Genomic DNA, 21,861 nt, shown 5'->3' with positions numbered 1-21,861 from the left:
CTTCCTTATTCTACTACACTTATAAACCGCTTGAAAGTGCCTTTGCTCAGCTTGGCGCAATCCAAAATACGAAATCCGGTCTCCGTGAGCCGGAGCTGCATGTCTTCCGTCGTCACTACGACAGCTCTAGCCGCCATTCTCCTTAGCGACATCAACATAGCGTATTGCTCTTCGCTCGGCAATACCGAGCACAGATTGTAGGGCATATCAAGCACTGCTGCGTCATACCGCTTGCTTACTTCCGTCATATCGCCTTTGACGACAGCATTGCCCGAATAACCGAAATGCTCCAGATTGACTCTGGCCCCTCTGGCCGCAAGCGGGTTAATCTCGATGCCCTCTGCGCGGATCCCCATCGACAGCGCTTCGATCAATACCGTCCCCATACCGCAGCATGGATCAATAAAAGTCCTGTCGCGAGGAGATGGACCGATCGCGATGTTTACGAGCGCTCTGGCGGCGCGGACAGGCAGCGCCGTGGAATAGTTTTGCGGCTTGGCTTGATGGCTCAGCCATGTTCCATCATTGTCTTCGCATGGTCCGAACAGCCATTCTCCACGATACTTCGCAACGCCGAACTTAAGCATGGGAGCATGCATATCCGCCTTCCCTTGCAGATAACCTCCTGCCTGACGCTCAATGGCACGCTTCTCTTCGTAGCTGTGACGTTCATCCCCGGCGGTATAATAAACCTTGAACGTCTGCCCTTGCAGATCCCAGCCGCCGAGCTGGCCAGCCAGCCCATCGAGCGTTGCCGACCGAAATGCCGCATCCAATCTGCGCTTGAGGAACGGGCTTCGACTGACGGAGATGGCGGGTCTATCAGAGTCGTTGTCGTTCTGCTGATATTGTGCCGCAACTCCCGCTTCCGGCTTCTCACCGAACAGAACTCGCAGTTCCAGCCCGCACAGCTCCGCCTCGTCCTCGTGACAAGCGTAATTATACAGGCGGGCAATCCGATATTCCGTCATTTCAAACATCGTTATGTCTCATTCCTTACGATCCTTCTCGACAAGGGCATTTCCATTATCCGCCGATTCCTCTTCCCATTGCGTATCGGAAACGAGCGCCGTCCCCGCGTTAGCGTTAGGACCTGCATCGCTTGCGAACGTGGCTTCGAACGGATCGGATTGCTCTGCCTGCTCGGCCACACTCTTCTCCAATGTCTTCACTTGACGCTGCAGCTTGAAGATCCGGAGCATCCCGAACAGCCCCACTGTCAGTCCTCCCAGCAAAGTGGATACCAAGATGACGAGAATAAGAGGAGTTGACGTCTTCGCGAACATAAAGTTTACTTCCACTTGTTCGACGTTAATGACAGCGAAAATGGCAATAACCAGCGCGAAAGCAAACGCCGAGATCAGCATGCCCTGACTTTTCATATGACATCCTCCTGCACCAGCTTTACATTAGAGTCTCATAAGTTGGCCAAATAGTCTAGCGTTGATCCCTGATCAAGAATGCAAAATACCGCCCTTCCCGATCACTGCCGTTATCAGGCTGATTAATAAAATGGCAAGCAAGACCAAACGCTCCTTGCGGCCGATTCGGCGTTTTCTCTTTCCTTGTCCCATTCTTATTCATCAACCTTTCATGGAGTCTTGAAACAACAGTAGCCCCCATTTTAACAGCCGCAACTAAACATTTTCTCAAAGTGTATACTTTCTAATAATTCAACATAAGAAAAGCCCATTCCTTGCGAATGGACTATCTTCTAATGATTATGCTGCGAATTAGAATCCCCGCTCATAGGGCTTCGGTACCGCGGCCTTATAATTGCCTCCGCTGGCCGCTATGGCATGCAGCGCCCAATATGGATCGCGCAGCAGCCCGCGGGCGACTGCGATCAGATCGGCTTTGCCGCTGGCAAGCGCTTCGGAGGCAACCGCAGGATCGTCGAGCATGCCGACCGCGATAACCGGGACCCCCAGCGCTTCCTTAACCGCCTGCGCCGCATGAAGCTGGAAGGCCGGCTCCACCTTGGGACGGCGCTCCGCGCTAGGCACTCCTTCTCCGCCAGTCGAGATGTGAAGCAGATCGACGCCCGCCTCCAGATAAGCGCGGCACAGCTCGATGCCCGTCTCGATGCCGTATCCGCCTTCGGTATATTCAAGCGCCGAAATCCGGAATAACAGCGGCATGTCTTCCGGCATATTGCGCTTAACCTCAGCGATGACCTCGCGACCGAACAAGGTGAGATCGCGGCCATATTCGTCGTCGCGCGTATTGCTGCGCGGCGAATGAAATTGATGAATGAGATAGCCGTGCGCGCCATGCAGCTCGATCGTATCGAAGCCGGCTTCGACGGCCCGGCGAGTCGCTTCGCCGAACTTCAGCACCATCGCCTTGACCTCTTCCGTCGTCAGCTCTCTCGGCGTCTTCGAATGGTCGTCGAACGGGATGGCCGATGGCGCGACCGGTGACGGATCATCCGTCGCCTTGCGTCCCGCATGGGCGATCTGTATGCCGATCTTGGCGCCGTGGCCGTGCGCGGCGTCTACGATTCGGCGGAAGGCCGGAATCTGCTCATCCGCCCATAAGCCGAGACAGCGGTCCGTTATACGGCCGGCAGGCTCGACGTTCGTCATCTCCACGATAATCAGCCCAACGCCGCCTACGGCACGAGATACATAATGGACATAATGCCAATCCGTCGGCGTACCATCCTTTTCGTGCACGGAATACTGGCACATCGGCGCCATGACGGTCCGATTGCGAAGCTCCAGGTTTTTGATGCGGAATGAAGAATCCAAGTTTGTTGTAGACATCGTTATCCCTCCTGCGCATTAGCCATTGCCTTGCCTAAATAGCATACCACAAGTTCGCTTACAAAAAGAAAGGAGATCCCGAATTTCGGGATCCCTTTATGCCGTGCGGAACGCGCTGGCGGCTGCTATGCTGTTTTGGCAGCCCACGTATGAATGCAATTGACCGTGGTAGACTAATTCGAGCATGGATGTATGCTGCAGATCGCCTGGCGTCACGAGGAGAGGCGACTTATCGATCAGTTCCATGCCGCTTCGCTGGAACATCGTCGCCACGAACTGCGAGCAGAAGTACGAATATTTGCGCTCCCATTCGATATTAAAGACAACGCCGAGCATGCCGACCAAATTATATTTGTACAAATCCTGATTCTGCTCGAAATGCTGCACCTGATTTCTCAGATTATTGTAGACCGTTTGGCTGACTGTACAACGATATAAGGCGCACATGGATTCTTCGAAAAACGAGCTCCGTACATCTTCACGCACAAAGCCGCCGAAGAATGGATTGTTGGGATTTCTTCTGCCGAAACTGTACACTTCCTGGAGATCCGGATCGAAGGCAATGGATGCGTGATTAAGCGGGTCCTTCGTGAACGTTCGTATAATTTTGGTCAAAACTGTCCCCGTGTCCGTCAGAAGCACGTAAATCTCTTTGTCTCTACTCATTAAGATGACCTCCACATTAAAGAACTATCGTCTGGTATTAACTTTAATGCAGGAGAAGGTTTCGAAGAACCTTCTGAGGTAATAGAAAGAACCCCGACTAAGGTCTAGTTTCATATGGATGCATGGATGATCTTGCGCCACCTCCACAATCAAATCCATTTTACTGGATTTTCTACATTTACTCAACAGGTAGTTATAAGGTAGTTGCAAGAAGCTATGCGCAAAAATTCCTCCTAATCTTCCAAAATCTGCATCCAATTTTCGACTATCGTGATATAGTATTTTTGTACTATATCATCATTTTAATAGTCCGAAGGGATGATGTCAGCGCATGGAATGGTATGAACGGTACAAATCACGGATCAGGAACGTATTCGGTCAAGCTCTGGAGACGATCGGACGTTTTCCTCCACCGCTCCACGAGCTTGGAATAACCTATGCGGAGAAGTTTAATCCCGCCAACCAGGACGGCGGCAAGGATTACATCTGCACGCTGCTGCCGTATTGGATGAAGGAGAAGGCAGAGATCTCGGAAGAGCAATGCGGACAACTTGCGCTTGCCAATGTATATGGCATGCTCTACTTTTTTATTCAAGACGATGTAATGGACAGCAAAGTTGCAGGCGGCGACTGGAAGTCCCAGCTTGCCCTCGGCAGTCTTCTTCAACAAGAGATGTTTCGGATCTTCCGTGCGCTTTTCCCTTCCGACAGCCCGTTCTGGCGTTACTACGACGGTTATGTGCGGACTTGGGCAGACAGTGTCATAAGCGAAGGGCGCGGAAACTACTTCCTAACGAATCCGCTGCTCACATCGGGCAAAGCCGCTCCTGTCAAAATAAGCGCGGTCGGCGCTCTGCTGCTGGGCCCAGGCGCTTCTTCCGCTTCGACCGAAGAATGGATCTCCTTAACCGATGAGGCCATCGATATCGCGCTTATGACGCTCCAAATGCTGGACGACTGGGCCGATTGGGAGGAGGATCTCACGGACGGCAGCTATAACGGGCTTCTGGCGATGATTGTGGCGGGGCGGGAAGGTGCCTTGTCCGACGAATCCGTACCGTCTTACAACACGGAAGGACTAACGAAAGAGCGAATCGAGGCTGCGATATATGTGCGAGGCTGCATGCAGCCATACGCCGACATTGCGAAGGGGTACCATGACCGACTGAGCGATAACCTTTGTGCACCTCCAGAACTAGTTGCATTTAATCTCCATATGGTGGAATGCCTGCATGCAATCGCCGCACGACATGAGGATCGCAAGCGAAAGCAGCTCGGCGGCGGGATCAATCTATTATTCGGGACTTAAGAAACATGTCGACTGATGACTGGGATTAATCCAAACAGACTATAATATTTGTTCAAAATAGGAAAAAAGAAGTAGATTTTGTCGACTGTTCGTGATAGACTAATTGTGGAAATCATATACATATTCGGAAGGGTGATTGCTGTGTCAAACGAACAAAACCTGAAAGATCAAATTATCGAAAAAGCTTGGACCGATGCAGAATTCAAATCGAAGTTGCTCGCAGATCCAAAGTCGGCAATCAAAGACGCCTTCGGCGTTGACATTCCTGAAGATGTCAATTTAAACGTTGTTGAAGAAACTGCTGATTCATACTATTTGGTGATTCCTCAAAATCCTGCCGGTGTAAATAACAATGATGTTGATGCTCCAATGTGGGCATAAAAAAAGCGCCGATGATTTCATCGGCCTTTTTACTTATTGTGAAGGTAAAGTGATATTTACTTCCGTTCCAATCCCTTTCTCACTAATAAATTTAATACTACCTTCCATTGCTTCTATAATTCTAAAAGTTACCATCAATCCAAGGCCAGTACCCTTGGTTTTATTAGTATAGTACGGTTCTCCTAAACGCTTTAAATCTTCGGCATCGATCCCTTCTCCATTGTCTCTTACTTTTATTATAACTCTCCCGCTTACCGCATCTTCTGAAAGATTTATAGTTATCTCTCCACCATCACCACAAGCTTCTATACTATTTTTAATAATATTCATCAATGCTTGTTTAAACCTGGATGAACTACCTATAATAAACAACTCTTTATCATGCTCGACTTTTATAATCCCCCCTTGTAATGTGGCTAATGGCGCTAAAATTGCAACTAGTTGACTTATTTCCTCTTGAATATTTAGTCGCACTACTTTGCCAATATCAGGTTTGGCAAACGTTAAAAAATCTGTAATTATTTCAGAGGCCCTATCCAGTTCATCAATAGCTAAGTTCACATAACTTTTGTCGTTTTTTGAATTCAAGCGCTGTCCCAATAGCTGTAAAAAACCTCTAGTAACCTGTAGAGGATTTCTAACTTCATGCGCAATAGATGCAGCTAAGTTACTTATTAGTTCGATCTTCTCTGACCGTTGCAGTTCTTCATTAAATATCTCAATTTGTTTTGAATATTGAAGAGCCTTTTGATAATTAACCATTACTTTTCTGGCAAGAATAATTATTAGTGAAGCAAGGAAAAATAAAATACTTACTTTCCAATACTTCATGTCATACATCCGATCAATGTACATATACCAAATGACTTCAACTAAGCTTACACCCGCAAATATACTAATACCTATAGCTAATATAATAGCTTCTTTATTTCTATTTTTACATTCAAAAATCACAGAAGATATCAACAAAATGTTACCAACAATGATTGATAGTCCAAATATTACAAACCCACTTGTATAATAAAAATCATGGATTTCCGATGATACAAAACTCAATCCGAGAAACACTGTGTAAATTACAGCAAAGTAAGTTTGTATTTTTTTGAATTTTGTAATTAAACCAAATGGCCCCCTTCCTAGCACTTGTTCAAGAAAGAAAAACAGAGCAGGCATAAACAATGATGATGCTATATCAAAACATATATTAAATAAGGTAATATACTCAGGAAAGTATTTATACATAAACGACGAATAAGAAAGTATCATAACTCCTACTGACAACATGACGAGAAATAAAGAGTACCACCCCGGCTGGAATGTCCTATTAATAAAAAGTACACTTACTATCATAAAAAAAGAAATGAGAACAAGAGATGCTCCTAAAATAATATCAATTATATCCGCCTTAACAAATGTCTTAATTTGATCAGTAAATTCCCCAACATTTATTTCATTATAAATCCCTAGCTTATTTACATTATTTTCAACATACAAGTAAATGTTTGATCCTTCATATTGAACTTCTATCGGAAGTAGTATTTCATTTAGATCAAAAGAATACTTTCTTGTACGTTCATATATCTTTTTATCTTGTAAATATATAATGACCTCTTTTGCATATAACTTATTAATTGTTAGTGCAGGCCTCATTTGAGTCAACTCCGGCAAACGAAACCTGATCCAAGCCGAATTTATCCCTTCCGGCACACTTGGATAATCTCCATCGGAATGGACCGTGAACCAACCGTCGCTGTCCGACAATGAGCTAACTTCTTCGGCTGTAAGCGACTGACCGGGCTGCTCCCAGAGCATCTGCCACTCGGTAATGATTGTTTGATCGCTACCCTGCCCTGAAGCAGCAAGAATAGATGGTGATCCCGTAAAGAATGCTCCAATGAACGAGATCAGCGCAACAAGCGATATTAAACCTTTTTTGATAACTGCCATTCCCTTCACCTCGAGCCATAATATTCATCCCTGTGCGCTTGTAATATTTTTCGACATTCTTCGGCAAAATTTACCTATTATTATTTTCCGCTATGTATCAAGGAAATACAACTACCATTTGGAAACTATTTTTAAAATTTATGAGAAAGTGTGGGTTTCGCGCATAGGTACTGGTACTCATTGAATTATAGTTCTTAAGTCATATATGATGAAAGCAACGTGAAATAGGATTATGTGAACGGAAAGGCGCGATTAAGATATGAAAATGATCATGGTTGCAGGAGCCGTTATCCGCAATGAGCGTCAGGAGATCTTGTGCGCGCTGCGTTCTTCCCGGATGTCCATGTCGGGACTATGGGAATTCCCTGGCGGCAAGTTGGAGCCTCACGAAGCGGCAGAGACATGCCTCATTCGCGAGATCGAGGAGGAGCTTGGTTGTCTCATCGAGGTTGGCTCCAGCATCGAGGATACCCTCTACCAATATCCAGAGATACAGGTACGCTTGTTGACTTATTACGCAACGATCAAGAGCGGCGTTCCGGTCCCAAGAGAACACGAGAAGCTGATTTGGCTTCCTGCTTCGGAGCTTGATAGGCTGGAGTGGGCGCCTGCCGATCTTCCAACGGTTCAACGACTAATGAAAGGTATGAATGCGTAACTAGCGGCTTAGTGGCGATGGTGCGGCCTCATTATCCACAGTCTTGTTATTATCGCCTACAGTCGCTCGTTCGCCTACTTTTTGGAGCCATAGGCGGTACTAACGCCTATGAACGCTAATTAGAGTTACTTTACGGGCCATCGGCGTTTTTAGCGCCTACAGTCGCTCGTTCGCCTACTTTTTGGAGCCATAAGCGGTACTAACGCCTATGGACGCTCATCAGAGTTACTTTACGGAACATCGGCGTTTTTAACGCCTACAGTCGCTCGTTTGCCTACTTTTTAGAGCCATAGGCGGTACTAACGCCTATGAACGCTAATTAGAGTTACTTCCGGCCCATCGGCGTTATAAACGCCGATGAGAATCCCGTTAAAATGTGCCAACAACTCGCAACATATTCCATTTTCTCCGCGTCAAGATGGTAACATCCATGTCATTCAGACAGCTTGAAGGGGTCGGCGTCCATACAATCGTCAAAGGAGGATTCGAAAATGAAAAAGAAGGCAACGATAGCAGCATTTCTCACACTGCTGTTATGTCTGTCGCCATTTACAGGCGGGGCGTTCAAAGAGGAAGTTGTCGCCCAAGGCTCCATCGAGGTCCAGGTGAAGGGCAAACCATTAGTGCTGGCAACGCCCGCTTATATCCATAACGGCACAACCCTGGTGCCGCTTCGCGAGATTGCCGAAGCTTTGGGAGCCAAGGTCGAATATTCCGAAGCCGCTGACGGCTCCGAAAAGGTGACCATACAGAGAGAAGGCCGCAGCGCGACAATCACCATCGGATCGGCCACAATGACGACGGACGGGAAAAATGTCAAGCTTCCGCTTGCTCCGCGGATTGAGAAAGCCATAACGATGGTGCCGCTTCGCGCATTGTCCGAAGCGCTTGGCACGGTCGTCTCTTGGGATGGCGCGAAACGACTCGTCACAATTGACGAGCCCAAGCAATTGCCAACCGTAGGTACAAGCAAGAAGCTGATGGAGCTGCTTCAGGCCTCTATGACGTCGCAGAACAAGTTGACGATTACGGCGACTGCAGCAGCGGAGACGTCCGCCTCCCTCGGGGGAGCAGATTCCGGTTCTGCAGCCCCTAGTCCTGACGGTTCTCCTCCTTCCGACGATCATTCCACGACGAACGTGCAGGTAGACGGCGTGGACGAGGCGGATTGGGCGAAGACGGATGGCGGCTTCGTCTACCAGATCAGCGGCGGCAGAGTTGTCATTAGCGATATTGCCGACGCCTCGAACCCGAAGCTGGTCACCGTCATGGAGTACGACGCCAAGGAAGGCTTCCAGCCCCAGGAGTTGTATGTTGACGACAAGCATCTGATCGTAATCGGTCAGCGGAGCATCTCTGCCATGAAGCCGCATGTCGTCCAACCGGATAACGGAGTGCAGCCTATTCCAGCGAATCCCGGCTCGGAATCGACTGGTGCCGGAAGCAGCGGCTCGTCGCCGAGTGCCGAAACGACTGCCTCCCCTGCTTCCATCGAACCGGCAGCGCCTGCCATCGCCATTGATCCTGCACCGCCAGCTGGCAAAGGTGTCTCCATCCTGCCTTATTTCAACCATCGAAGTCTGACGGTCGCTTATGTCTATGAGCTGAAAGGCTCCGCCAAGCCGGAACTCGTACGTGAACTGTCGCAGGAAGGCGGTTACGTCTCTTCCCGCAAGATAGGCGATTCGCTTTATATGGTGTCGAACAAATACAACTATTACTATCCCTTCTACGATGCCATGGCATCGAAAAAAAGATCCGTGCAAGACGATGCGGCAACCGCTCGGACGCTTGCCACCGAAGCCGAGCCGTTCTACGGAGATTCGGCCGTAACCGACGAGCTTCGTCAACTGCCGCTTAGCGACGTGCGATACTTCCCCGAGCCTGCGGACAGCAGCATGATGATAGTCGGCTCCGTAGACTTAAGCCAGCCGGATGGCGAGCTTCAAGTATCCGCCTATCTTGGTTCGGGAAACACGATCTACGCTTCGCAGAAGCATCTGTACGTTGCCATCGCGAGATACGAAGCGAAGAACAACTCCTACTCGGATTACACGGAGTTCCATAAATTCCGGCTCGACCAAGGCCGGGTTGTCTATATCGGCCAAGGCACCGTTCCCGGCAGCCTGCTGAATCAGTTCTCCATGGATGAGCACGAAGGTTATTTCCGTGTCGCGCTTACGAGCGGCAATATGTGGGCAAGCGGCGAGCAGGGCTCGAAGAATAACGTCTATGTACTCGACGAGAAGCTGAGCGTAGTCGGCAAGCTGGAAGGTCTCGCGCCGGGAGAACGGATCTATTCCGTCCGATTCATGGAAGATCGAGCTTATATGGTTACCTTCCGTAACGTCGATCCGTTGTTCGTCGTGGATCTGAGCCAGCCGATGAATCCTGCCGTATTAGGACAGCTCAAGATTCCGGGCTACAGCGACTATCTCCATCCGTACGACGAGAATCATATTATCGGCTTCGGCAAGGAGACGGTGGAAGTACCGTCCAAGGGCATGGGACCGGATGAGACGATGGCGTTCTATCAAGGGATGAAGATTGCCATGTTCGACGTGTCTGACGTATCGCAGCCGAAGGAGCTGTTCAAGGAGGTCATAGGCGATCGCGGCACGGGCTCGGAGCTGCTGTATAATCACAAAGCTCTCCTCTTCTCCAAGGCCAAGGGATTGATGGCTTTCCCTGTCGAACTGCACGAAATCAAGAACAAAGATGCTCTACAGCCTGGCGACTTCCCGGCTTATGGCGAATTCGTCTACCAGGGCGCGTATGTCTACGGCATCGATCTCCAGAAGGGTTTCCAGCTTAAGGGACGGATCAGTCACTTAACGGAGGACGATCTGAGAAAAAGCGGCCAATACGGTTACGACTACTCCAAGACGGTGCGCCGTATTCTTTATTCCGGCGATTCTCTCTACACTTTATCCGACTCCATGCTCAAGGCAAGCGGCATTAAGGAGCTGGATGAGCGTGGCTCGCTGAACTATCCTCCTCTGCCCGAGCCAATTTGGAACGGTGGCGGCTCCATCGATATCATGCCATTGCCAGCCACCATGGAATCGAGATAGCTCAAATAAGGTTGTTACAACAAAGGGACTTTCTCTCCCGGTCGACAAGATCAGACCGAGAGGGAAAGTCCCTTTTTTCAAATAATTCTTCTACCTGCTGGTTACAAAGTGATCTTCCGTTTAACGGATATTTTGCGCAAGAAACCATCATTAATCCAGACGATCAAGAAACTGGCCAACGCAAGCACAAGCAGGATGATGCCTTGATCCGCCGCAGCGCTCCCCGTCAGCTCCGTCGCCGTCATCGTCTCCATTCCTATCAGGAACGCTACGGCGAGCCCGCAGACCAACAACCCTTTGAACCAATGAAAACGATAGAAGCCGGTGCCGATCAGCCACCCTCCGCAGAAGTAGCCGAAGTACATGAGCAGGTTCGTTATGGCTACAATCGCGAGATTGGGGTACTGCATACTTCGCTCCGCTCCGCTAATTTCAATGATTAACATTTCAATAGGATAACCCAGAAGATGCAAAACGGTGCAGATGATGGACAGCAGACCCGCGAAGAGAAGTCCTCCTCTACCGAAGCTCCTTCTCGTAATGCCGTTCGATACGAAGCTGTTGAACGAGCCTATCGTCAGCAAGATACCCAGCACGAGCAAGAAGATTCGCGGCGCGATTGAAGCGCCGTCCCATTCTCTCCCCGAATTCCTGATACTCTCGTCCGGAATGATCCCCCGCATGATCATTTCGTTAATGCCGAAGTAAATAACGGTAAATATAACCCAGAACCAAACCAATACATGCCTATAGGCGCTCCACAAATGAAAAGCCACGTTCATGACGGGGCTGCGTTTCCCCTTAGCCATGTTTGCGCTCATCGCCGCCAATCCCCTTTCTGGTCAAATGAACGAATAAATCTTGCAAAGAGACAGGCCCGATCGTTAATCCATCCGCTGTCGCACGCTTCTCGCGCTCCGCGCCAAGCTCTCCGAATACGGTAATGGATTTGGTGCCGCCCAGCTTCTGCTCGCTGAGTATCGTCAATCCTTCCACGAATTGGTCTACTGCGTCCGCCGGGCCGATAATGGCGGAGCCTCGCGAGCGAAGCTTATCCGCCTCCTCCTGAAGCACCAGCTTGCCTTTGTCCAGGATCAGAACCTCCTCGAACAAATCCGACACTTCCTCGATCAAATGAGTGGAGAGAATGATCGTTCTGGGATGCTCCATATAATCCTTGAGCAGTTCTTCGTAGAAGTAGTAGCGCGACGGTGCATCCATACCTAGATAGGCCTCGTCGAAAATCGTGATCGGAGCCCGGGAAGCCAGCCCGATCGTGACGCCCAGCGCCGACTTCATGCCGCGGGAAAGCGCCATGATCTGCTTCTTGGCCGGCAGCTCGAACTGGTTCAGCAACCGATTCGCGTAATCCGCATCCCAGTTCGGCCAGCAGTCCGATGCAAGCTTGATAACGTCGCGGACTTTAAACGACTCGGCTAGATAGCCGTTTTCTTGTATAAAACAGACTTGGTTAACAATGCGCTCGTTTTCGTACGGGACTTCCCCGTCGATTCGCACTTCTCCCGAGGTCTGTTGCTGGAACGAGGCCAGTATCGACAACAGACTCGTTTTGCCTGAGCCGTTCCGGCCTAGCAGGCCGTATATTTTGCCGCCCTCCAGACGGAATGTTACATCGTCCAGCGCCTTCGCGGACTTATTATAGAGCAGCCCCAAGCGGCTTACTTCAATCGTAATCGTCACTGCTCTTCCCCTCCATTCAACTGCTCCAGTCTTTTTACAATATCCATGACCGGGATGCCGATTACTTTGGCTTCGGCAGCCATCTTGTCGACAACCTCCTCAAAGAACCGCTCCCTTCGCTGCTCCAGCAGCATTCCCTTCGCTTGCGGACTGACGAACATGCCGATTCCCCTCTTCTTGTATAAAATGCCTTCATCCGTTAACAACTGAAAGCCCTTCGCCGCAGTTGCCGGGTTAATCCGATAGAACGCCGCATATTGGTTGGTGGACATCACTTGCTCCTCTTCCCCCAGCACGCCGCTAACGATATCATTTTTAATGCCATCAGCGATCTGCTGATAGATGGGACTTCGGTCATCAAACACATAATCACCTCATTACTTATGTGGTTTATTACTTATGTAACTAACCATACAACGGTCAGTTCATCATGTCAATAACAAACTTTCATTTTCTGCTAAAAAAACTGCAAAAAAGAGCTGTCTTAAAAGTATGATCGCTCGCTTGATGAAATAGCTCATTCGTTAAATGAAACGTCAAAAACGAAGAAATGGCGGTGCTAGGGCGTTACCCTGCACCGCCATTTCTGGCTTTTGGTCTATTGCCGCCTCAGTGAGCAAATTGTGAGCGAGCGAAAGCCACCCGACCTCAAGGCTTACCTTCGGCAGGCTCGAAGCAGGAACGTCGTTATTGTTGCTGTTACGAGCTCCATAGCCGTTAACAACGCCTATGGGATGTTTTTGTTGCAGGGAGTCGGTCAAGGATAGGTATCCTGACCGACCATTTTCGTGTCTATTTGCGTGCTTAGCTGTCTCGCTATCATTTTTATTTCTTTTGGGACAGCCCCTTCGCCAGCCTTGCCGTAACCTGATCAGCAAATGCCATCAGATCGATCACTTTTCAATCAGAGAGCAATCCAAAACCGCTTAACCGTATTACCATCCGAGGTCGCACGCTCATCCTCCAATATGCCGCCATGCTTCCGGATCGTGCGCTCCGACGCCTCGTTATCGCTGTCGCACACAAGCAGCAAGCGATCCAGCCCCTTCCTGCGGGCAATGTCGAGCGCTGCACCGAGCTGGAACGACGCATAACCGTTTCTTCTTGCCGATGGGCGAATGCCGTAGCCGATATGACCTCCGCTGTCCAGCAGCTTTTCGTTTAATCGATGACGGAAGTTAAGCGCCCCGACGATATTGTCCTTCCCGTCCAGCAGCCAATAGGTCGAGTGCGGAACCCACCCGCTATCCGTCAACTTCTCTTCGGCGTCGGCCGAATATAGAAATTGGACATACGCCTCGAAGTCCGATGGATCTCTTTCCACTACCCAAGGCACAATGGATTCTCCGCTTGCAATCCAATCCTCGTAGAAAGCCAGGTAGGCTTCCCTGTATTGCACAGACGGTTTAATCAGCTTCAATTTCTCCACGCGGAAGCACCTCCAGATTAACCTTGAAATAATGGGGGTAATTATACGCTTATCAATTCCTTGACGCAAGTTAAGAAAACCGCCTGTCGTTCTCTCGAATAAGAGGAAAACTCCCTCTACTACCCTCGTCTCCGCCCTTACTTAGCCTTTAGAGGGAAATCCTACCTCTAATTCTGGCCGAATCACTGTTTTCCGGTCGAGCCGCCCCGATTAAAGGGAGGTTTCCCTCAAAGCGGAGCCGATATTCCGATTCCCCCAGATTAAAGGGGGACTTTCCCTCTATTTTCCGATGCGATATACGGTGTGCCTCTTGGAGATGAGCGACCTTAAGCTTTGCAAAACCTATGCAATAAAGAGTGAACAAAACGGCCATGTTGACCAAACTAACCAAGTGTATGCGGAACTGAGCGACGTTATTTTCGCCAAATCAACGGTTTCGGATACTCTTACGGAACTGAGCGTTCTTATTCCAAACCAATCGCGCTCCATCCCCCTTATCATCAATCAATAAAGTCTCTGGGTTCCGTTAGCCCTGCCTTTACCCCTCTATTCGACGAAATAAGGGCTCTGAGTTCCGTCCCTCGTTTGTCGCTATCGCGCACGCATGCCGTAACGACAACGACTGATCTCGCGCTCCACCCCGAAATTTTATTAATTCCTATAATTGAACAAAGAAAGCGGCAACCCGCACGGGCCGCCGCTTTCTTTGTTTTGTTGCTTGAGCATAACAGAGTTTGCTTATTCCACGACGGCTTCCGAGGTGGCCTCGCCTGCTGCCTCCATCATTCTTTTCTGCTCCTCTGCCATCCGCTTCTCCATCTCTTTGTTCATCTCTTCTTCCGTCATCGGTTCCTGGCTAAGCAGTTCGTCGCCTTTGACCTGAAGCGTCTTGAGCGCTTCGTCGATACTCTTCGTGCCGTCCTGTACAGCCTTGAATTCCTCCTGCATGTGACCGTAGAACATCATGTTGAACTGAGGATTCAAACTTTCGAAATCACGATAATCCTGCATCGACTGGGTAGGCTTGAGCTTATAAAAAGCTGCAAAGTTGCGGCCTTCCTCATCTTTGATATACGCCGTGCGAATCGGGAAGCCTCCCATATTGGTTACTTTGGCCTTCACTCGCGAATAATCGTCACTGGAGATGTAGGAGATAAAGTCCCACGCCGCCTCCGCATTAGGGGAGTCCTTGGCGATCGCGAAGATGTCGCTGTACCAAGTGTTAGCGCTCTGATCCGGGTATTGTGCGCTTACCGGCATCGTGACCATATCCCAGTCACTAATAACGGCGCCCTCGTCCTTAATATAATTTTTTGCTTCTTTAATCTGCTGCATGAGATAAGTGCTGTCCACCGTCATGGCAAGGCGTCCCGACAGGAATGGATTACGCATCAAATAGTCTTCGTAGCTGCTGGAGCCGCCCATCATGCCTTGATCCATGTTTTCAAAATACAACGCCTTGGAATTCAGCGCGTCCAGCGACGTCTGTACGACATTCCGCCATCCGTCCGAATCAATCGTCATCTTTTTGCTCTTCGTATCAACGTACTTGAGATTTTCGGCCGAAGCGAGCATGGAGGACATCTCGTTAAGGTCCCCGCTATAGCCGATCTTAAGGCCGTAGACACGATCCTCCGCCTCCCCTTCGATCGGGAATTGTCTGGCGAGCTGAATGGCATCCTGCCAAGTCATCTGGTCAGTCGGATAAGCGATGTTGTATTTGTCGAACAAGCCCTTGTTGTAATAAAGCACCTGGCTGCTAAAGCTCGACGGGAAGCCGTACAGTTGTCCGCCGCCTAGCTCCTTCATGTAATCAAGCATGCCTGGCACGATACCTTCCGTGTCGAACTTGTCCTTCGCCATATAAGCCTCGATATCAAGCAGCTTGCCCTCTTCGGCCAACTTCTTGTATTGGCCCTGATCAATCATCAACACATCGGGCTTCTCTTCGTCGATCAGCTTCTGGAGCGCCTTTTCATAGTCGAATTCCTCGCCATCCTCCGAAGGTCCCGAGCGATAGAGACTTTGCGTCGACACAACCTCGAAGTTCACGTTGGGGTTCAGCGCGCTGTACAGCATGCCGTAGTTTTGAAAAAATCCGCTTTCGTCGTAATACATCACTCTTACCGTCTGCTCTGCGTTGTTTTCCTTGCTGCCGCTTCCGAAGCTGCAGCCCGCCAGCAATGTTCCGGCAAGCGCCACCGGCGCAGCCTTCTTCAACCAATTATTCATCTTTTTCCTCCCACTCCCCTGCATATCACCTATCAAGTGTACCAATATGTACCATAAGTAATACGAATTATTTGATAAAATAGTTGCAAGAAAAATGAGAAACATGAATTTTTACAAAAAAAAGACCGGTCACTTAAACCAGCCTTTCTCCTTGAACCGCGTAATTGCCTCGATCCGATTGCTGACGCCAAGCTTATCGAGAATGACGGAAATATAGTTGCGGACCGTCCCCGTCGTCAGAAACAGCTCCGTGGCAATCTCCTTCGTATTTTTGCCGTCCGCGACAAGACCCAGCACTTCCCTCTCCCGCTCCGTCAACGGATTGTCGAAGCCCGAGCCGCCGTAGGCTTCATCCATAAGCTCCGAAGCGTAAATACGCTGTCCGGCCATGACGTTGCGGATCGAGCTGGCCAGCTCCTCGCTGGGACTGTCCTTGAGCAGGTAAGCGCTGACGCCTGCTTTAAGCGCCCTCTCGAAGTAACCGGAGCGGGCAAACGTGGTCAGAATAATGACCTTGCAGCGTCCCCTGAGCTCTTCTGCCGCTTCCAGACCGCTCTTAGAAGGCATCTCGATGTCCATGATGCATATATCCGGCTGATGCTCATGCACAAGCTGGATAGCTTCCTCGCCATTGCCGGCGCGGCCGACGACGGTCATGTCTTCCTCCAAATCAAGCAAGGAGGCCAGAGCGCCCAGAAGCATTCTCTGATCCTCCGCTATTACGATCTTAATCATGCTTCCAGCCCCTTTATCGGTTGCTTCACGGCATGCGGCACGCGGAACGTAACCATCGTTCCCTTGTCCGAGGCGAGCTCCAGGCTGCCGTTTACAAACTCGAGCCGCTCCTTCATACCTCTTAATCCGTTGCCCCGGTAATAGCCGGGCTTCAACGTCATGCCGATGCCGTCATCCCAGACGGATACGGTTACGTCGTTGTCGTCCGAGAGAATCGAAATGCTGCATTTCGACGCCCCGCTATGCTTCACTACGTTCGTTACCGCTTCCTTTAGACACATGCTGAGCACGTTCTCCGCAAGCAACGTCGTGTTCGCCAGCTTCGGGTCCCCCGCAAGGGTAAGCTCAATGTCTGCCGCGGTCAATATTTGACCGACGCGGTGCATCTCTTCGTCGAGACGCGTTCCTCGCATCTGCGTGACCATCTCGCGGACTTCCTTGAGCGCGGTCCGGGCCGTTTGCTGCACCTCGAGCATCTCCGCCTGCGCGCGCTCCGGATCCTGAAAGACGAGCTTGCCGGCAAGATCGCTCTTAAGCCCGATCAACGACAGCTTCTGTCCCAGCGTATCATGCAGATCCCGCGAGATCCGCTGCCGCTCCTCCAGCTTAACGAGCTCGCCGATCCGTTTGTTTGCATCCTCGAGCTGACCCTCCAATTGCCCTTGCTTCTTCTGGCTGTACGTATTGAATGGAAGCAGGATGACGACGATCAGACAGATCAGAATAAACGGGAATTGCGTGAAGAACAGCTTGTTCTGCGTAACAAGGCCATAGTTGACCGTGATGAACGTACTGATGAGATGAATCGCGTACAAGGTGTAAAAGCCCGCTTTGTTCTTAATATTGCCGATGAAGAAGGCTAGGAAGATCGAGAAGTACACGTAGCTGAAGAGCAGCGTCATCGCAATGGAGATGAGAATCTGAATACTTGTCCAGAAGTAGACGAGCCATCCCTTGGAGACGAAGGACTGACGATAACACACAAAAAATAAAAGGATCATCACAATGCCGGATACAACCTCGGGCGTTGACGACGATCTGAAAATGAAATAGAACGGCAGAATGCAGAAGACAACCCATACGTAGGCGCTAAGTCCGGTACTGCGACTGAATATTTGATGCCACTTGTTCACGGGCCGCCCTTCCTTCTGCATGTCTTACCTTTATTTTATCCCTGATATGTCGGCTGCGCAACGAGCTGCGCAGCCGCCCAATGTCCCAGAGCCAGGTCAGTCCTTGGCCTACCCTGCCCGCTTATGTCTGCGAGCCCCTACCGGACGCTCGCGGCGATTGCTGATCCGGTCCTTGACGTCGCGGAAGCTGACGAATTTCTTGTCCCGCTCATCCCACAGCCGGAACCTGAGCGACTCGAAGCTTTGCAGAATCGTAATTGTAGTGGCCTTCTGGAGCGGAGGGGTCGCATCATGCGCATCCTCCAGATAATAGTTAGGCACCTTCGGGCTCAAGTGATGCACATGGTGAAAGCCGATGTTGCCCGTCAGCCATTGCAGCAGCTTCGGCAGCTTGTAATACGAGCTTCCTTCGACCGCGGCCATAACGTAACTCCATTCGTCATCCTTCTCGAAGTAGGAGTCCTCGAATTGATGCTGGACGTAAAACAGCCAGATACCAAGCACGCCGGACAAATAAAAGATCGGGAATTGCACCATCAGGAACTGCTGCCAGCCCAGTGCCCAGCCAAGCAGAGCGTAGACGGCAACGATCAGCACGTTCATCAAGTATGTGTTAAGGCGCTCCTTGCGGCGCGCTCCCTTGCGGTTGAATCGGTATTGCAACACGAACACGAAGATGGGCCCCAGGCCGAACATAACGAGCGGATTGCGGTATGCCCGGTAAGCCAGTTTTTGTAGTGGCGCCAGTGCTGCATATTCGTCCACCGTCAAAATCCAGAGATCGCCGACTCCGCGTTTGTCCAGGTTGCTGCTCGTTGCATGGTGAATGGCGTGGGAATTCTTCCATTGCTGGTACGGTACCAGCGTAATGACGCCCGTAATGATGCCGAGAATGTCATTCGCGCGCTTGTTCGAGAAGAACGAGCCGTGACAGCAGTCGTGGAAGATGATAAATGTCCTCACGACGAATGCCGATGCGAGCACGCCGATGCCAAGCGTCAGCAGATAGGAGACGGATAAGCTCCAGTAGGCTGCAGCCCATAGGACGATTAAGGGGAGCAGCGTATTGGCAAGCTGCCTGATACTGACTTTAAGGTCGTTTCTTTCGAAAGGTGCAACGCTTTTCTTAAGCTGTGATTGCTTCAATTCCGACATCGCGGCTTCCTCCTTGGACAGGCGCCGCCTGCCATCTCATGAGGGCCGCTTTCCGCGCCATAACTTTGTTATTGCCATTGTAGCAATAACGGCGTCATGGACGGCAGTCATAAACGTCAAGAATACGATATGACGAATGTCATATAGGGAACTGGGTAGAGCGACAAATAATGGAACCCAAGGTCTATTGCTGCGCATGTTACATGGAATCGGTTTACTGCGGAGCTTTGCCACAGGAATACAGAAAAATGCCTCTAACGCCCGCTATCCGGGTAGTTAGAGGCATCGTTACTCCTATGCCTGAAAGCGAGCTAGATCGCCCAGTTGCCGGCGCGAAATACCGGTACGACGGTTCCGTCATCCTTGATGCCGTCGATATCCATCTCCGCCGAACCGATCATGAAGTCGTTATGCGTAATGCTGGCATTGACGCCATGCGCCTCAAGCTCCTCGGCCGACATCGTCTTGCCGCCCTCGACATTAAAGGCATAGCCGCTGCCGATGGCTAGATGGTTAGAAGCGTTCTCGTCGAACAGCGTGTTGTAGAACAGAATGCCGGACTCGGAGATCGGGGAGTGATGCGGCACAAGCGCAACTTCGCCCAGGTAGTGACTGCCTTCGTCTATGTCGACCAGCTTCTGGAGAATCTCTTCGCCCTCCTCGGCTTCGGCCTTCACGATACGTCCGTTCTCGAACGTAATCTTGAACTTATCGATGATATTCCCGCCGTAGCTCAATGGTTTCGTGCTGGATACATAACCGTTCGTGCCCGTCTTAAGCGGCACGGTAAACACTTCCTCCGTCGGCATGTTCGCCATGAAGGAGAACCCTTTCTGATTCGTGCTGCCTGCCGCGACCCAAATATGCTTTTCATGCAGCTCCACAGTCAGATCCGTGCCTGGAGCGCGATAATGCAACTTGCGAAACTTGTTCGCATTCAACACTTCGGCTTTCTCGTGCAGCGTTTCGTTATGTTTCACCCAAGCGGATACGGGATCGGCGTCATGCAGACGCACGGAATCGAAGATGGCGTTCCAAAGCATGTCGACCGCCACTTCTTCGGAAACGTCCGGGAACACCTTCTTCGCCCACTCTTTACCCGCGCCGGCTACGACAGTCCAGCTGACCTTGTCGGACTGAATCGCTCTGCGGAACTCCTTCAATCCTTCGCCGGAAGCTTTCTGGAACGCCGAGATGCGGCTCGATGGAATCCCCTTAAGCAGATCCGGGCTGGAAGTCGTCAGCGAGATAAAGACCGCACCCCTCTCGACGAAATGGTTGCGTTTCATCGTCTCGAATGAAGGGAAGCTGCCGAAGATGGCTTCGTCGGCCTTCTCGTATTTGAGACGGGAGAGGTAGTCGTCCACCCAGTCGACGTGAACGTTGGAAGCGCCGGCCTCGTAAGCTTTGGTCGCAATGGCGCGTATGAGCTCCGCCATCTCGATCGAAGCTCCCGCCATAAACACCTCTTGCCCGGGCTGAATGTTAACGCCTGTACGTACGATCAGCTCGGCATATTTCTCGAAATTCGCTTGAAGATTCGTTGTCATATGTATTTGCATCTCCTCAAATAATAGGGTAGTCGCCGGATGCTCTCCAGACCTTCTCAAGCTGCCAGAAAAACATCCGGCAGACTTCTATAAGTATAACATTGATGCCGAGCGGATTTCATCCTGCACGCGCCGAAGCAGCTCCGGCGGCTCCAACACTTGCATGCGTCCTCCGTAACTCAGTACGATCCCGCACGCCGATTCCGGCGTCTCGAATTCCACCTCCGCGACGAGCCATCCGTCCTTGTGCTCGACATTGCTTCTCTCGTTCGCCGCAAGTTCCGCTTCCGAGACGCTTATCACCTTTACAAACCGTTCGGTTCCCAGCCTGACCAGCGCCGCCTCGGTTATGCCGAGCTTGGCGGGATACCGGGGCAACCGCTCGCGGAATTGCTCCAGCGATGTTTCCCAGTAAGCAGCAAGGTCGAACTCTGCCGGCGGCTTGAAGCAGTCGGCAAGCACCTCCGCCTCCAGAAGCCTGGAGACGCGGAAGGTACGAATCCCGTCCCCCTCCGTCCCCGCGATGAGGTACCAGACGTCCCGTTTGGCGACAAGTCCGAGCGGAGTGACGATCCGGCTTTTCTGCGCTCCATCGCGCATGTAGGCGATACGAAGTTTCCGCTCCGCCCAGACCGCTTCCTGGGCGGCGGCCAGACATGGCGCAGGTTCGCGCTGCTGCCGATTGGGATGCCAGCCGGCACCGTCAATATGCAGCTTGCGCCTGGCGGCCTCCGCCCCGCTTCGTGCCGAGTCCGTAGCGGCGGCAAGCAGTTTTTGCATCGCCGCCTGCAGCTGCCGTTCATGGCCGAGGTCGCTCAGCAGATCGGTACGGCTCGCGAAGAGCAGCGCCGCAAGCTCGTCGGCATGGATGCCGGTCAGGCTTGTTCGATAACCTTCCGTTAACAGCCAGCCTCCCTCTTTGCCACGTTCGGCGTAGACCGGAACGCCGGAGGCGCTGAGCTCTTCCATATCGCGAAGAATCGTCCGTTCGGACACCTCGACTTGCTCCGACAGCTCGCGTGCCGTCATTTTTCCTCTATTTTGAAGCAACAGCAGGATCGTTACCAATCGGCTTGCCCGCATAGTGGCCCTCCCTGATTGTAATATGCGCTTTTCACTAACA

19 protein-coding genes are annotated in these 21,861 nt (G+C 51.0%); 4 read left to right on the top strand and 15 right to left on the bottom strand.

Translation table 11 applies throughout. From position 1 onward, the window contains the following. Nucleotides 1–5: 5 nt before the first annotated feature. From H7F31_RS09665 to H7F31_RS09650, 4 genes are all read right to left on the bottom strand, one after another. Nucleotides 6–980 (bottom strand): TRM11 family SAM-dependent methyltransferase, encoded by a 975-nt coding sequence (locus H7F31_RS09665; protein WP_187103975.1) that lies wholly within the window; start codon nt 978–980, stop codon nt 6–8. A 9-nt stretch (nt 981–989) separates the two neighbouring features. Beyond that, the gene (locus tag H7F31_RS09660) at nt 990–1,382 is read right to left on the bottom strand and encodes a LapA family protein (RefSeq protein ID WP_087572560.1); all 393 of its coding nucleotides are present in this window, start codon (nt 1,380–1,382) and stop codon (nt 990–992) included. A gap of 351 nt (nt 1,383–1,733) precedes the next feature. Continuing rightward, nucleotides 1,734–2,768 (bottom strand): NADH:flavin oxidoreductase/NADH oxidase, encoded by a 1,035-nt coding sequence (locus H7F31_RS09655; protein WP_187103974.1) that lies wholly within the window; start codon nt 2,766–2,768, stop codon nt 1,734–1,736. 96 nt (nt 2,769–2,864) lie between these two features. After that, nucleotides 2,865–3,434, bottom strand: coding sequence for a C40 family peptidase (locus H7F31_RS09650; RefSeq protein ID WP_087572558.1), 570 nt, complete (start codon nt 3,432–3,434; stop codon nt 2,865–2,867). A gap of 331 nt (nt 3,435–3,765) precedes the next feature. Here H7F31_RS09650 and H7F31_RS09645 point away from each other — a divergent pair, with 331 nt between their 5' ends. Next, nucleotides 3,766–4,743, top strand: coding sequence for a hypothetical protein (locus H7F31_RS09645; RefSeq protein WP_187103973.1), 978 nt, complete (start codon nt 3,766–3,768; stop codon nt 4,741–4,743). A 141-nt stretch (nt 4,744–4,884) separates the two neighbouring features. Next, a complete protein-coding gene (locus H7F31_RS09640) occupies nt 4,885–5,124 on the top strand; it encodes an NHLP leader peptide family RiPP precursor (RefSeq protein WP_187103972.1) in 240 nt (79 codons plus the stop codon). Between the two features lie 33 nt (nt 5,125–5,157). Here the strand turns inward: H7F31_RS09640 and H7F31_RS09635 are convergent, their stop codons facing one another. Next, the gene (locus H7F31_RS09635; RefSeq protein WP_187103971.1) at nt 5,158–7,071 is read right to left on the bottom strand and encodes a sensor histidine kinase; all 1,914 of its coding nucleotides are present in this window, start codon (nt 7,069–7,071) and stop codon (nt 5,158–5,160) included. Nucleotides 7,072–7,330: 259 nt separating this feature from the next. On the opposite strand from H7F31_RS09635, the gene H7F31_RS09630 reads away from it, so the two are divergent. Then, nucleotides 7,331–7,729 (top strand): (deoxy)nucleoside triphosphate pyrophosphohydrolase, encoded by a 399-nt coding sequence (locus H7F31_RS09630; RefSeq protein WP_187103970.1) that lies wholly within the window; start codon nt 7,331–7,333, stop codon nt 7,727–7,729. A 491-nt stretch (nt 7,730–8,220) separates the two neighbouring features. Then, a complete protein-coding gene (locus H7F31_RS09625) occupies nt 8,221–10,803 on the top strand; it encodes a beta-propeller domain-containing protein (protein ID WP_187103969.1) in 2,583 nt (860 codons plus the stop codon). Between the two features lie 101 nt (nt 10,804–10,904). Here the strand turns inward: H7F31_RS09625 and H7F31_RS09620 are convergent, their stop codons facing one another. From H7F31_RS09620 to H7F31_RS09575, 10 genes are all read right to left on the bottom strand, one after another. Beyond that, nucleotides 10,905–11,624 (bottom strand): hypothetical protein, encoded by a 720-nt coding sequence (locus H7F31_RS09620; RefSeq protein WP_187103968.1) that lies wholly within the window; start codon nt 11,622–11,624, stop codon nt 10,905–10,907. After that, a complete protein-coding gene (locus H7F31_RS09615) occupies nt 11,605–12,504 on the bottom strand; it encodes an ATP-binding cassette domain-containing protein (RefSeq protein WP_187103967.1) in 900 nt (299 codons plus the stop codon). The genes H7F31_RS09620 and H7F31_RS09615 overlap by 20 nt, the downstream gene beginning before the upstream one ends. After that, nucleotides 12,501–12,869: a GntR family transcriptional regulator gene (locus tag H7F31_RS09610; protein WP_087572281.1), complete on the bottom strand. Its 369-nt coding sequence runs from the start codon at nt 12,867–12,869 to the stop codon at nt 12,501–12,503. Before H7F31_RS09610 ends, H7F31_RS09615 begins: the two co-directional genes overlap by 4 nt. Nucleotides 12,870–13,408: 539 nt before the next feature. Continuing rightward, nucleotides 13,409–13,933 carry a GNAT family N-acetyltransferase gene (locus H7F31_RS09605; RefSeq protein WP_187103966.1) on the bottom strand — a complete coding sequence of 175 codons (525 nt, stop codon included), beginning with the start codon at nt 13,931–13,933 and terminating at the stop codon, nt 13,409–13,411. A 738-nt stretch (nt 13,934–14,671) separates the two neighbouring features. Beyond that, on the bottom strand, nt 14,672–16,165 hold the full coding sequence (locus tag H7F31_RS09600) for an ABC transporter substrate-binding protein (RefSeq protein ID WP_187103965.1): 1,494 nt from the start codon (nt 16,163–16,165) through the stop codon (nt 14,672–14,674). Between the two features lie 129 nt (nt 16,166–16,294). Continuing rightward, on the bottom strand, nt 16,295–16,900 hold the full coding sequence (locus H7F31_RS09595; RefSeq protein WP_187103964.1) for a response regulator transcription factor: 606 nt from the start codon (nt 16,898–16,900) through the stop codon (nt 16,295–16,297). After that, nucleotides 16,897–18,033, bottom strand: coding sequence for a sensor histidine kinase (locus tag H7F31_RS09590; protein ID WP_315970557.1), 1,137 nt, complete (start codon nt 18,031–18,033; stop codon nt 16,897–16,899). Before H7F31_RS09590 ends, H7F31_RS09595 begins: the two co-directional genes overlap by 4 nt. A gap of 108 nt (nt 18,034–18,141) precedes the next feature. Then, nucleotides 18,142–19,188 carry a Delta(5) desaturase DesA gene (locus H7F31_RS09585; protein WP_187103962.1) on the bottom strand — a complete coding sequence of 349 codons (1,047 nt, stop codon included), beginning with the start codon at nt 19,186–19,188 and terminating at the stop codon, nt 18,142–18,144. A gap of 311 nt (nt 19,189–19,499) precedes the next feature. Further along, complete coding sequence (locus tag H7F31_RS09580; RefSeq protein WP_187103961.1) at nt 19,500–20,738, bottom strand: aminopeptidase; 1,239 nt, start codon at nt 20,736–20,738, stop codon at nt 19,500–19,502. Nucleotides 20,739–20,825: 87 nt separating this feature from the next. Then, a complete protein-coding gene (locus H7F31_RS09575) occupies nt 20,826–21,821 on the bottom strand; it encodes a helix-turn-helix transcriptional regulator (RefSeq protein ID WP_187103960.1) in 996 nt (331 codons plus the stop codon). Nucleotides 21,822–21,861: the final 40 nt, after the last annotated feature.

This window comes from Paenibacillus sp. PAMC21692 (assembly GCF_014303795.1).
GTDB classification, from domain to species: domain Bacteria; phylum Bacillota; class Bacilli; order Paenibacillales; family Paenibacillaceae; genus Pristimantibacillus; species Pristimantibacillus agaridevorans.
Note: the sequence above shows the minus strand (reverse complement) of the source record. Positions and strands in the feature narration are given on the sequence as shown.

What these genes read in the sequence shown, in the direction of transcription:
- H7F31_RS09665 (WP_187103975.1), bottom strand. Translation starts at nt 980, where the DNA reads ATGTTTGAAATGACGGAATATCGGATTGCCCGCCTGTATAATTACGCT.
- H7F31_RS09660 (WP_087572560.1), bottom strand. Translation starts at nt 1,382, where the DNA reads ATGAAAAGTCAGGGCATGCTGATCTCGGCGTTTGCTTTCGCGCTGGTT.
- H7F31_RS09655 (WP_187103974.1), bottom strand. Translation starts at nt 2,768, where the DNA reads ATGTCTACAACAAACTTGGATTCTTCATTCCGCATCAAAAACCTGGAG.
- H7F31_RS09650 (WP_087572558.1), bottom strand. Translation starts at nt 3,434, where the DNA reads ATGAGTAGAGACAAAGAGATTTACGTGCTTCTGACGGACACGGGGACA.
- H7F31_RS09645 (WP_187103973.1), top strand. Translation starts at nt 3,766, where the DNA reads ATGGAATGGTATGAACGGTACAAATCACGGATCAGGAACGTATTCGGT.
- H7F31_RS09635 (WP_187103971.1), bottom strand. Translation starts at nt 7,071, where the DNA reads ATGGCAGTTATCAAAAAAGGTTTAATATCGCTTGTTGCGCTGATCTCG.
- H7F31_RS09630 (WP_187103970.1), top strand. Translation starts at nt 7,331, where the DNA reads ATGAAAATGATCATGGTTGCAGGAGCCGTTATCCGCAATGAGCGTCAG.
- H7F31_RS09625 (WP_187103969.1), top strand. Translation starts at nt 8,221, where the DNA reads ATGAAAAAGAAGGCAACGATAGCAGCATTTCTCACACTGCTGTTATGT.
- H7F31_RS09620 (WP_187103968.1), bottom strand. Translation starts at nt 11,624, where the DNA reads ATGAGCGCAAACATGGCTAAGGGGAAACGCAGCCCCGTCATGAACGTG.
- H7F31_RS09600 (WP_187103965.1), bottom strand. Translation starts at nt 16,165, where the DNA reads ATGAATAATTGGTTGAAGAAGGCTGCGCCGGTGGCGCTTGCCGGAACA.
- H7F31_RS09595 (WP_187103964.1), bottom strand. Translation starts at nt 16,900, where the DNA reads ATGATTAAGATCGTAATAGCGGAGGATCAGAGAATGCTTCTGGGCGCT.
- H7F31_RS09585 (WP_187103962.1), bottom strand. Translation starts at nt 19,188, where the DNA reads ATGTCGGAATTGAAGCAATCACAGCTTAAGAAAAGCGTTGCACCTTTC.
- H7F31_RS09580 (WP_187103961.1), bottom strand. Translation starts at nt 20,738, where the DNA reads ATGACAACGAATCTTCAAGCGAATTTCGAGAAATATGCCGAGCTGATC.
- H7F31_RS09575 (WP_187103960.1), bottom strand. Translation starts at nt 21,821, where the DNA reads ATGCGGGCAAGCCGATTGGTAACGATCCTGCTGTTGCTTCAAAATAGA.